This is a genomic window from Cellulomonas rhizosphaerae, from assembly GCF_003470205.1.
Taxonomy (GTDB): domain Bacteria; phylum Actinomycetota; class Actinomycetes; order Actinomycetales; family Cellulomonadaceae; genus Cellulomonas; species Cellulomonas rhizosphaerae.
The window spans coordinates 155,986-167,124 of sequence record NZ_QWKP01000223.1; the positions used below are offsets into that span (position 1 = coordinate 155,986).

The following is an 11,139-nucleotide window of genomic DNA, read 5'->3' on the forward strand; positions in this document are numbered from 1 at the left end:
TGACCTCACGGTCACCGGCCCTTCGTGCGTCTGGAGCGCCGTCCGATCAGAGGCGGACGAGCGGGTGCAGCCCTTCCGAGCGGGACACGGCGTCGGTCGAGCCGCAGATCTCGAGCCAGTTGGCCAGCAGGCGGTGGCCACCCTCGGTCAGCACCGACTCGGGGTGGAACTGCACGCCGTGCAGCGGGAGCGTGCGGTGCTGCAGGCCCATGATGATGCCGTTCGCGGTCGCGGTGACCTCGAGCTCGTCCGAGACCGTCCCGTCGACGACCGCGAGCGAGTGGTAGCGCGTCGCGGTGAACGGCGTCGGAAGCCCGGTCAGCACACCCTCACCGTCGTGCGCGACCTCGCTCGTCTTGCCGTGCATGAGCTCGGGCGCGTGCGTGACGGTCCCACCGAACACCTCGCCGAGGGCCTGGTGGCCCAGGCAGACGCCGAGCATCGGGGTGCCCGTCGCCGCGCAGTCGCGGATGACATCCATGCTCGCGCCGGCCTCGGCGGGCGTGCCCGGCCCGGGCGAGACGAGGATGCCGTCGTAACCCGCGCGCTCGGCGAGCGGCGGCACGGCGTCGTTGCGCACCACGACCGTCTCGGCACCCAGCTGGTCCAGGTACCCGACGATCGTGTAGACGAAGGAGTCGTAGTTGTCGATCACGAGGATCCGGGTCATCACTCACCCACCGTGGTCTCGTTGAAGGGCATGTGCGGGGCGATTGCAGGGTAGAGCCAGGCGAAGCATGCCGCGACCACCGCGGCCAACAGCACGAGCGAGATGAGCACGCGCACGAGCGTCGGGCCCGGCAGGTGCCGCCACAGCCATCCGTACATCATCAGCCCTTCGCCGTCGTCTGCTCGACCAGCTCGGCCGGGGTCCCGCTGGAGACGGGTGCCCAGTAGTCGAGCTCGAGGTGCACGATGTACCGCTCGCGCGCGGAGAACATCGGGTGGCACGTGGTCATGGTCATCATGCGCTTGGTCGGCTCAGCGGCCGGCTCGCTCGGCACGGGGGCGATCACGGCGACGTCGGTGGGCGCGACGATCTGGGTCGAGACCACCCGGTAGACGTACCAGGTGTCCGTGCCCTTCCCGCCGTCCAGCGTCGAGGTCCGCACGACGACCGCGTCGTCCTTCTTGAGCTCGGCGACCCGGTTGAACGGCTTGGCGTACGTGGTGCGGTGGCCGGCGACGGCGAAGTTGCCGATGTCTCCCGGCATCGCCGTGCCCTCGTAGTGCCCCACGCCCAGGACGTCCAGGACCGTCGCGCGGTCGGTGCCCTCGCTGATCGGTCGCTCCGGCTCACCGTCCCAGCGCGGGCCCTGCATCGTCGCGAACGTCGTCGCGTGCGGCTGCTGCGCGAGCACCGGCGGGGCGTCCCGCCGCGGCTCGGCGATCTTCACCGCGCCCTTCGTCGCCCCGGCCGTCGGCGCGGGCGGGGTCTCGCGCACGATCTCGCGCACGATCTCGGCCTGGGCGCGGTTGCCCTGCACGTCGGTCCACCACAGCTGCCAGACGAGGAAGCCGAACAGGAGCACGCCGAGCGTGATGAGCAGCTCGCCGATCACCCCGACGATGCCGTAGGCGATGTGCGCGCCGCGCGAGGACTTCCTGCGGCCGCTCGTCGGCGCGGCGGTCGGCTGGTCGCTCATCGGGTGCGCTCGTCGGGGGTCGCGGTGGCCTTCGGCACGTCCAGCGCCGGCGAGGGCTCGCCCGCCGCGGGGAGGCCGGGCAGGATCGGCGTGCCCGTCGGGACGGACGCCGAGGTCAGCTCGGTCGCACCGGCGTACGCGGGCAGGTCGAGGCTGCCCGACGAGACGTTCCAGCCGAGCCCCACGTCGGCGGCATCACGCTGGTAGGCGTCGACCGAGGGATCGGCGTCGAGTGCCGCGCGGAGCTTGTCCGGGTCGCCGATCGCGCGTACCTCGTACGGCGGGGAGTACAGCAGGCCGTGCAGCCGCAGGACGTTGCCGACGCAGCGGAACGCGCTCGTCGAGATCACGCGCTGGTCCATGAGCGCCATCGCCTCCGCGCCGCCCGCCCACAGGGCGTTCATCACGGCCTGCAGGTCCTGCTGGTGCACGACGAGCACGTCGGGAGCGATGTCGTCGCGGCGCGGCGAATCGGACGGGGCGTCGTCGAGCCGGACGGTCAGGCCCGGGCCCGTGACCTCGGTCGACCCCGACTCGACCAGGTAGGCGGTGGTCGGCGAGCCGACCGTCGTGCCGCTGGCCGCGTTCGCGGACGCGGCCAGCGCGTCGACGTCCGTGTGCAGTGCGTCGACCTCGCTCGTGAGCGTGTCCACCCGGCCCAGCTCGACGCGCGCGAGGTCGTTGAGGTCCTGCGGGTGCCGGTCCCCGCCCGAGGCCTGGGCGAACTTGGCGTTCGCCGCGAACAGCGCCCCGGACAGCGCGAGCACGATGGCCACGGAGACCGTTCCGCGCGCCACGGAGCGCCGCGCGCGGTGCGGGTGGTCGCTCACGAAGTCTCCGGATGCTCAGGCGGTGGTTCCCGCGCACTACGCTAGGCCATGGTTCGCGCGCTGGTGCGCGCGAGCCGTAGCCGTACACATGCCTATCCACACGCGCCCCCACGGCCGCCCGCGACGATGCGCGGCTCGGCCGCCACCGGACAGGAGTACCGGACGTGCCCGAGTCGAGGTCCCGCAAGAAGGCCGCGTACATCCCGCCGCCCACCAAGTCGGCCGGTCCCAAGGTCAACCCGCCGTGGTTCGTACCCGTCATGCTCGGGCTCATGCTGCTCGGCCTGGCCTGGATCGTCGTGACGTACCTGTCGCAGTCCCAGTACCCGATCCCGTCCATCGGGTCGTGGAACCTGGCGATCGGCGGCGTGCTCATCGTCGCCGGCTTCGGCATGACGACCCGCTGGCGCTGACCCACAGGTTTCGCGGGTCCGTCCACAGGACTTACGCACAATGTGGATAACTACACTGGTGTAGTTCCACAGGTGTGAGTCCCGCTGTGGACGGCCCCGTCGGTCCGTGTGAGGGGCTACAGGAAGACGATGTTGACGCTCGCGTAGACGAGCTTGACCGCCACCGCCATGACGACGACGAGCGCCACGGGCACGGCCACCGCGACGAGCCGCCGCCGCGCGGGTGGGGCGAACGCGTACGCGGCACCCAGCAGCGCACCGACGACGAGCCCGCCCGCGTGGGCCTGCCACGCGATGCCGGGGACGACGAACCCGATCAACACGTTCAGCACGATCACGCCGATGATCCCGGTCGCGTTCCCGCCGAGCCGGCGCATGACGAAGAAGATGGCGCCGAACAGCCCGAACACGGCGCCGGACGCGCCGACGACCCAGGTGTTCCAGCTGCCCGTCGGCCCCGCGAGAAGCACGACGCCGACCTGGCCACCGACTGCGGCGAGCAGGTACAGCGTGGTGAACCGCGCTCGCCCGAGCGCCTGCTCGAGGTATGGGCCGATGAACCACAGGGCGATGAGGTTGGACGCGATGTGGATCGTCGAGGCGTGCAGGAACGCCGCGGTGAGGAACCGGTACGGCTGGCTCTGGCCGAGCAGGGGGTTGAACGCGAGCTGGTCGACCCACGCGGGGTTGACCAGGCCGATCACGTAGCTCGCCGCGCACAGCCCGATGAACGTCAGCGTGACGACGGGCGGGCCCTGCCGGAGCTGGCCCCCCAGCGTCGTGCGCCGGGCGGGGATCGCCGCGGCGGCCTCCGCGACGCAGTCGGGGCACTGCACGCCGACCGGTGCGGGCCGCTGGCAGTCCGCGCAGACCGGCCGGCCGCACCTCTGGCAGCGCACGTACGACACCCGGTCGGGGTGTCGCGGGCACACCGGAGGTGCGGCCGGCCGGTTCGCGGCGAGCTCCTCGGAGATGTCAGTCCTCGATGTCGATGGACTCGATGGTGATGTCGTCGACCGGGCGGTCACCGGGGCGCGTGCGCGCCGAGGCGATCGTGTCGACCACGGCGCGGCTCTCGTCGTCGGCGACCTTGCCGAAGATCGTGTGCTTGCCGGTGAGCCACTCGGTCGGGGCGACCGAGATGAAGAACTGCGAGCCGTTGGTGCCGCCGACCTTGCCCGTGATCGGGTCCAGCTGCTTGCCCGCGTTGGCCATGGCCAGCAGGTACGGCTGGTCGAAGCGCAGCTCGGGGTGGATCTCGTCGTCGAACCGGTAGCCCGGGCCGCCGCGGCCGGTGCCCAGCGGGTCGCCGCCCTGGATCATGAAGTCGGGGATCACGCGGTGGAACACGACGCCGTTGTAGAGCGGGTCCGTGCGGTCCTCGCCCGTCTTGGGGTCGCTCCACGGCTTGGAACCCGTGGCGAGGCCGACGAAGTTCTCGACCGTCGTCGGCGCGTGGTTGGGGTAGAGCTCGATCCGGATGTCTCCGGCGGACGTGTGCAGGGTCGCAAACATGGCGCCCAGTCTGTCACGCACCACGCGCGCGCGTCCGTGCGGGTTGTGTGGTGATGCCCTCGTCCTCGCGAATTCCCCCCTGCGCGCTGCCCGACGAGATGGCAGAGTGGGCAGTCAGTGCAGCCGACTGACCAGGGAGTAGACATGCCCTTCACCCGCCATCCGAAGATCGACGTGGACACGGACAAGATCAAGGAACAGGCTGCCGACCTGGGTTCGACCCTCAGCGACGCGGCCACCTCGGCCGCCGCAGGCGCGAAGCAGGCCGCCGGCAAGGCGCAGGACGCCGCCGAGAGCGCCAAGGAGTGGACGACGCCGAAGGTCGAGGCCTTCGTGGACTGGCTCGTGCCCCGCGTCGAGCACCTCTACAAGGAGAGCGTGAAGGTCGCCGCGCCCAAGGTGCAGACGGCCGCGGAGAAGGCGAGCCCCGCCATCGACACCGCGCACGACAAGATCGTCGACGAGGTCCTCCCGCGCCTGATCCAGGCGATGAACGACGCCGCCGTCCGCGCGGGCGCCGCCATCGAGAAGGCCGCGGACGCCGCTGCCGACAAGGCGAACGCCGGCTCGGCCGCCGTCGCCGCGGCGGCAGCCGCCAAGGCGGGCAAGAAGCACCGCGGTGGCAAGGTGTTCGTGCTGGTCATCGGCCTGCTCGGGCTTGGTGCGGCCTTCGCCGCGTGGCGCCGCTCGCAGACGACGGTCGACCCGTGGGCCGAGCCCTGGGAGCCGACCGACACCTTCGGCTCGACGTCCTCCACCAAGTCGGACCTCGGCGACGCCGCGGACTCGATCGGCGAGGCCGCCGGCAGCGCGGTCGCCAAGGGCCGCGAGGCGACCCGCAAGGCCGCCGACTCCGTCTCGGCCGCCGCCGAGTCGCTCGGCGAGAAGGTCGCCGAGGTCAAGGACGTGGCGGTCGAGAAGATCAGCGAGGCCACCGACGCCGCCACGGAGACCGCCAAGAAGGTCACCCGCCGCGCCGCGCCGAAGAAGCCCACCGAGTCGGGCGACGCCGAGGCGTAAGCCACCCGCTCGAACCGCGAAGCCGCGGCCGCCCTCCGGGGAGGTCGCGGCTTCGTCATCCCGTCGTACGTCGGGCAGCGTCAGTCGACGGGCGGTATCAGTCGAGGAACAGCGCGCGCAGGCGGACCGTGGTGAACGAGAGCCCGAGGGCGATCATCGCGGCGAAGTAGGCCACGTGGATCGCGATCGCACCGGTCAGGTCGCCCGTCGTCAGGGAGCGGACCAGCTCGACCGCGTGCCACAGCGGCAGCGCCTTGATCAGCCACTGGATCGGCTCGGAGTACACGCTCAGCGGGTAGAACGTGGCGGAGAACAGGAACATCGGCAGCATGACGATGTTGATCCAGTCCATCTGCTGGAAGGTCTTCATGTAGCTGGTGATCGCCATGCCGAGGCTCGCGAACCCGAAGGCCACGAGCAGCACCGCGGGGATCGCCAGGGCGGCCGTCCAGGACAGGTTCAGCCCCAGCACCTGCATCACGGTGAGGAACCCGATCGCGTAGACGCCGCCGCGCAGCAGCGCGTAGAGGATCTCGCCGAGCGCCACGTCGAGCGGGCCCATCGACGTCGAGAGCATCGAGTCGTAGAGCTTGCCGAAGTGCATCTTGAAGAACACGTTCCACGTCGAGTCGTAGACCGCGCCGTTCATGGCGGAGACCGCCAGGAGACCGGGCGCGATGAACGCCGCGTAGGAGACGACCGTGCCGGAGGGGAGCGTGACGTCGCCGATGAACTGCCCGAGCCCCCAGCCCATCGCGAGCAGGTAGAACACGGGCTCGAAGAACCCGGAGAACACGACGACCCAGTTGGTGCTCTTGGTCGCGAGCAACCCGCGCGCGACGACGATCCGCGCGTTGCCCGAGTACAGCGCCCGCACGCCACCGCCACCCGACCGGGCGTTGACGGCCTTCTCGACGATGCTCATCCGCGCAGCCTCCCCACGAACGTGCGGCGCGCGAGCACCCAGCCGACGCCGGCCATCACGAGCAGCACCGCGAGGTGCGTCCACCACGGCCAGCCGCCGCTCGTGCCGTAGGACAGGTCCCGCCCGAGCTCGCTCGCGTGCCACAGCGGTGACACCCACCCGATCCACTGCAGCCACGCCGGGACGCTGTCGAGCGGGTAGAAGGTGCCGGAGAACAGGAACAGCGGCGTGAAGATGAAGCGCTGCACCACCGCGAACTGACCGCCGTCGTCCTTCAGGCTGGCCGAGTAGGCGAGCAGCGGGAGTCCGAAGGCCAGCCCGGCGAGCAGCCCGACGAACGGCATCGCGAGCCCGGCCCACGGGTTGCCGACCGCACCGAACGCGAGCATCAGCGCGTAGTACGCGGTGGTGGTGAACAGGATGCGCGCGCCGACGGACAGGATCAGACCCGTGCAGATCTGCTCGGGGGAGACGGGTGAGGCGTTCATGCCCCAGAAGATCCGGCGCCACTTGAAGCCGGCCATCACCACGTAGGTGAACTCGTCGAGGGCCACGCCCACCGCGGCTGCTGCGAGCAGTGCGGGCGCGACGAACCACACGTAGTCGACCGGCCCCGCGGTTCCGCTCGCCACCGGCTGGTCGATGAAGGCGGCCAGCCCGAGGCCGATCCCGAGCAGGTAGACGAGCGGCGACCCCACGGCGGTGACGACGATCGTCCAGCCGTACGCGCGCATGGCACGGACCTGGTGCTCGGCGATGTAGAGCGCGCCGAACCGCCGGGGCCGCTCGGCACCCCGGATCGCGGCCTCGGTCATGGGCTCGACGACGGTCATTCGATGAGGCTCCGCCCGGTGAGGCGCAGGAAGACGTCCTCGAGGCTCGACCGGCGGACCAGGCTCGTCGTGGGGTGCAACCCGAGGTGGGCGACGCGCTCGAGCAGGCCCTCGCCGTCGTCGGTGTAGAGCAGCACGCGGTCGGGGAGGACCTCGACACGCTGGGCGGCGCCCTCGAGCTGGGCCGCGGCCGACGCGTTGTGGTCCGAGCCGAAGCGCAGCTCGACGACCTCGCGGGTCGAGTACTCGCGGATCAGCGACGCCGGGCTGCCCTCGGCCATGATCCGGCCGTGGTCGACGACGACCAGGCGGTCGCAGAGCTGCTCGGCCTCGTCCATGTAGTGCGTGGTCAGCACCAGCGTCGTGCCGCGTTCCTTGAGTCGGAACAGCCGGTCCCACAGCACATGACGCGCCTGGGGGTCGAGGCCCGTCGTCGGCTCGTCGAGCATGAGGATGCGGGGCTCGTTGATCAGCGCGCGCGCGATGGTGAGCCGGCGCTTCATGCCGCCGGACAGGTCGTCGACCTTGGCGCGGGCCTTGTCCTCGAGCTGGGCGAACGTCAGCAGCTCGTCGGCGCGCGTCGCGCACAGGCGCCGCGGCAGCCCGAAGTACCGGCCGTAGACGATGAGGTTGTCGCGCACGCGCAGCTCGGTGTCGAGGTTGTCCTCCTGCGGGACGACACCCAGCTGGGAGCGGATCTCGGGCCCGTGCGTCTCGGGGTCGAGGCCGAGCACGGTCAGCGACCCGGAGGTGCGCGACGACACCGCGCCGACCATCCGCATCGTCGTCGACTTGCCCGCCCCGTTGGGACCCAGCAGCCCGAACGACTCGCCCGGCGGCACCTCGAAGTCGATGCCGGCGACGGCGGTCAGGTCCCCGAACGTCTTGGTCAGACCCTGGGCGGCGATGACGGGAGCACTCACGCCGGACAACCTATGCGGTGCCTCCCACAGCCGACGAACGGAATCGGCTTGACCCGGCTGCGGGGTGCCGACCAGCCTGCAGCCATGACGACGCTCGCCGACCTGTGGCCGCCCGCCGGACTCTCCCTGACCTGCGGAGACCTCGAGCTGCGGACCCCCGACGACGAGCTCCTGGTCACCCTCGCGCAGCTCGCCGCCGAGGGTGTGCACGACCCCGGATCGATGCCGTTCTTCGTCCCGTGGACCCGCGGCACGCCCACCGAGGTGGCGCGCTCGGTCCTCACCTACCAGTGGGGCACGCGGTCGCGGATGGCACCCGACGCGTGGGCGCTCGAGCTCGCGGTCCTGCGCCGGGGCGAGGTGCTCGGCATCCAGTCGATCAGCAGCACGCACTACCCCCGGCTGCGCACGGCGGAGTCAGGATCATGGTTGGGCCGACGGTTCCAGGGCCAGGGTGTCGGCACGCGCATGCGCCTGATGGTCCTGCACCTGCTGTTCGACGGCCTGGGCGCCGAGCGCGCGACCACGGGCGCGTTCGAGGACAACCCCGCGTCCAACGCCGTGACGCGCCGCATCGGCTACGCGGCCAACGGCAGCGAGATGCTCCTGCGCGAGGACGAGCCGTCGGTCAACCTGCGGTACGTGCTGACGCGCGAGGCCTGGACGGCCCGGCCCGACGAGCAGCGGCTAGACGTCACGTACACCGGCCTCGAGCCGGTCCGGGAGTTCCTGCAGATCACCTGACGTTTCACGTGGAACCAACGCCGCCTCCTAATCGATTCGGCTCGTTGACCCCCTTCCGCCCCGCCTGGACGATGCGCGAGCGGGCGTGTGCCCGCGCCCATCTTCAACGACGCAGAAGGGGATCCCCATGTCACGCCTCGATCCCGGCACCTCGTCCGGGCACGCCGGGCACGCCGAGCCGCCGCGGTCCCACCGCCGCCGCGCGGCCGTCGCGGTCAGCGCCACCCTCGCCCTCGCGGCCGGCATGCTCGCCGCGCCGCTCGCGACCGCTGCGAGCGCCGCCGACCCCGCCTTCAACTACGCCGAGGCGCTGCAGAAGTCGATGTACTTCTACGACGCGCAGCGCTCGGGCGACCTGCCCGACGACTTCCGGGTGAGCTGGCGGGGCGACTCCGGCCTGACCGACGGCGCCGACGTGGGCAAGGACCTCACGGGCGGCTGGTACGACGCGGGCGACCACGTGAAGTTCGGGCTCCCGATGGCGTTCACCTCGACGATGCTCGCGTGGGGTGCGATCGCCAGCCCACAGGGGTACACCACGTCGGGCCAGCTCGACGAGCTCAAGTCGAGCCTGCGCCACGTCAACGACTACTTCCTCAAGGCGCACACCGCGCCCAACGAGCTGTACGTGCAGGTGGGCGACGGCGAGGCCGACCACAAGTGGTGGGGCCCGGCCGAGGTCATGACGATGGCCCGCCCGTCGTACAAGATCGACCCGTCCTGCCCCGGCTCCGACGTCGCGGGCGAGACCGCCGCGTCCCTGGCCACGGCGTCGATCCTGTTCAAGACGGACGACCCGGCCTACTCGGCCAAGCTCCTGCTCAACGCCAAGCAGCTCTACAGCTTCGCGGACACCTACCGTGGCAAGTACTCCGACTGCGTCACCGCCGCGGCGGCCTACTACAAGTCGTGGTCCGGCTACCAGGACGAGCTCGTCTGGGGCGCCTACTGGCTCTACAAGGCGACCGGTGACGCGTCCTACCTGGCCAAGGCCGAGGCGGCGTACGACGGCCTGTCGGTGGAGAACCAGACCTCGACGCACTCCTACAAGTGGACCGTCGCGTGGGACGACAAGACGTACGCGACCTACGCGCTGCTCGCCATGGAGACCGGCAAGCAGAAGTACATCGACGACGCGAACCGCTGGCTCGACTACTGGACGGTCGGCGTCAACGGCCAGCGGGTCCCGTACTCGCCCGGTGGGGAGGCGGTCCTCGACAGCTGGGGGTCGCTGCGCTACGCCGCGAACACGTCGTTCGTCGCCCTCGTCTACTCCGACTGGATCACGGACGCGACGCGCAAGGCGAGGTACCACGACTTCGGCGTCCGGCAGATCAACTACGCGCTCGGCGACAACCCCCGCAAGTCGAGCTACGTCGTGGGCTTCGGGGCCAACCCGCCGCAGAACCCGCACCACCGCACCGCGCACGGCTCCTGGCTCGACTCCCTGACCGACCCGGTCGCGACGCGCCACGTGCTGTACGGCGCGCTCGTCGGCGGTCCCAGCGGCGCGAACGACGCCTACACCGACAGCCGGTCCGACTACGTCTCCAACGAGGTCGCGACCGACTACAACGCCGGGTTCTCGAGCGCGCTCGCGCGGCTCGTCCAGGAGTACGGCGGCACGGCGCTGACCACGTTCCCGGTGGCGGAGAAGCCGGACGGCGACGAGATCTTCGTCGAGGCCAAGCTCAACCAGCCGGCCACCGCGAACTTCACCGAGATCAAGGCCATGATCCGCAACCAGTCGGCGTTCCCGGCCCGGTCGCTCAAGAACGGCACGTTGCGCTACTGGTTCACGCTCGACGCCGGCGACTCCGCGGCCAACCTGGCGTTCTCCGCCAACTACAGCGAGTGCGGCCCGCAGACCGGCAAGCCCGTGTCCGCCGGCGGCAGCCTCTACTACGTCGAGGTCGGCTGCATCGGGCAGAACATCTACCCGGGCGGCCAGTCGCAGCACCGCCGCGAGATCCAGTTCCGGGTGACCGGCGGTTCCCCGTGGAACGCGGCGAACGACCCGTCCTTCGCGGGGCTCAACGGGACCGACCTCGTCAAGACGAAGGCCATCACGCTGTACGACGGCGGCAAGCTCATCTGGGGCACCGAGCCGACGACCGTCCCGCCGACGCCGGACACCACCGCGCCCTCGGTCCCGGCCGGTGTCACCGCGTCGGGCGTCACGCAGACGGGCGCGACCCTGACCTGGACCGCGTCCACCGACACCGGTGGCAGCGGCCTGGCCGGCTACGACGTCCTGCGCGTCAACGGGACGACGACGACCCTCGTCGCC

The 11,139-nt window shown here is 70.9% G+C and carries 13 protein-coding genes; 4 read left to right on the forward strand and 9 right to left on the reverse strand.

The window, feature by feature from the left end; translation table 11 throughout:
• Window positions 1-46: 46 nt before the first annotated feature.
• The 4 genes from D1825_RS17890 to D1825_RS17900 are packed head-to-tail and all read right to left on the reverse strand — an operon-like array spanning window position 47 to window position 2,476.
• The gene (locus tag D1825_RS17890; protein ID WP_118768762.1) at window positions 47-670 is read right to left on the reverse strand and encodes an aminodeoxychorismate/anthranilate synthase component II; all 624 of its coding nucleotides are present in this window, start codon (window positions 668-670) and stop codon (window positions 47-49) included.
• Entirely contained in the window at window positions 670-831 is a 162-nt protein-coding gene (locus D1825_RS18350) for a hypothetical protein (RefSeq protein ID WP_158580775.1), read from the reverse strand. The genes D1825_RS17890 and D1825_RS18350 overlap by 1 nt, the downstream gene beginning before the upstream one ends.
• Complete coding sequence (locus D1825_RS17895) at window positions 831-1,646, reverse strand: class E sortase (RefSeq protein WP_118768763.1); 816 nt, start codon at window positions 1,644-1,646, stop codon at window positions 831-833. The genes D1825_RS18350 and D1825_RS17895 overlap by 1 nt, the downstream gene beginning before the upstream one ends.
• Window positions 1,643-2,476, reverse strand: a complete 834-nt coding sequence (locus D1825_RS17900; RefSeq protein WP_118768764.1) for a DUF881 domain-containing protein — start codon at window positions 2,474-2,476, stop codon at window positions 1,643-1,645. Before D1825_RS17900 ends, D1825_RS17895 begins: the two co-directional genes overlap by 4 nt.
• 164 nt (window positions 2,477-2,640) lie before the next feature.
• On the opposite strand from D1825_RS17900, the gene D1825_RS17905 reads away from it, so the two are divergent.
• The gene (locus D1825_RS17905) at window positions 2,641-2,889 is read left to right on the forward strand and encodes a cell division protein CrgA (RefSeq protein ID WP_118768765.1); all 249 of its coding nucleotides are present in this window, start codon (window positions 2,641-2,643) and stop codon (window positions 2,887-2,889) included.
• A gap of 116 nt (window positions 2,890-3,005) precedes the next feature.
• Here the strand turns inward: D1825_RS17905 and D1825_RS17910 are convergent, their stop codons facing one another.
• Complete coding sequence (locus D1825_RS17910; RefSeq protein ID WP_233549977.1) at window positions 3,006-3,788, reverse strand: rhomboid family intramembrane serine protease; 783 nt, start codon at window positions 3,786-3,788, stop codon at window positions 3,006-3,008.
• A 76-nt stretch (window positions 3,789-3,864) separates the two neighbouring features.
• Window positions 3,865-4,404: a peptidylprolyl isomerase gene (locus D1825_RS17915; protein WP_118768766.1), complete on the reverse strand. Its 540-nt coding sequence runs from the start codon at window positions 4,402-4,404 to the stop codon at window positions 3,865-3,867.
• A 144-nt stretch (window positions 4,405-4,548) separates the two neighbouring features.
• Between D1825_RS17915 and D1825_RS17920 the strand changes: the two genes are divergently transcribed.
• A complete protein-coding gene (locus D1825_RS17920; protein WP_118768767.1) occupies window positions 4,549-5,424 on the forward strand; it encodes a hypothetical protein in 876 nt (291 codons plus the stop codon).
• Between the two features lie 97 nt (window positions 5,425-5,521).
• On the opposite strand, the gene D1825_RS17925 is transcribed toward D1825_RS17920, so the two are convergent.
• The 3 genes from D1825_RS17925 to D1825_RS17935 are packed head-to-tail and all read right to left on the reverse strand — an operon-like array spanning window position 5,522 to window position 8,105.
• Window positions 5,522-6,349 (reverse strand): ABC transporter permease, encoded by an 828-nt coding sequence (locus D1825_RS17925; protein WP_118768768.1) that lies wholly within the window; start codon window positions 6,347-6,349, stop codon window positions 5,522-5,524.
• Window positions 6,346-7,182: an ABC transporter permease gene (locus D1825_RS17930; protein WP_118768769.1), complete on the reverse strand. Its 837-nt coding sequence runs from the start codon at window positions 7,180-7,182 to the stop codon at window positions 6,346-6,348. The genes D1825_RS17925 and D1825_RS17930 overlap by 4 nt, the downstream gene beginning before the upstream one ends.
• Window positions 7,179-8,105 (reverse strand): ABC transporter ATP-binding protein, encoded by a 927-nt coding sequence (locus D1825_RS17935; protein ID WP_118768770.1) that lies wholly within the window; start codon window positions 8,103-8,105, stop codon window positions 7,179-7,181. The genes D1825_RS17930 and D1825_RS17935 overlap by 4 nt, the downstream gene beginning before the upstream one ends.
• Window positions 8,106-8,189: 84 nt before the next feature.
• Between D1825_RS17935 and D1825_RS17940 the strand changes: the two genes are divergently transcribed.
• A complete protein-coding gene (locus D1825_RS17940) occupies window positions 8,190-8,849 on the forward strand; it encodes a GNAT family N-acetyltransferase (RefSeq protein ID WP_118768771.1) in 660 nt (219 codons plus the stop codon).
• A 127-nt stretch (window positions 8,850-8,976) separates the two neighbouring features.
• Window positions 8,977-11,139, forward strand: a 2,163-nt coding sequence (locus D1825_RS17945) for a glycoside hydrolase family 9 protein (protein ID WP_118768772.1), incomplete at its 3' end; no start/stop codon positions are given.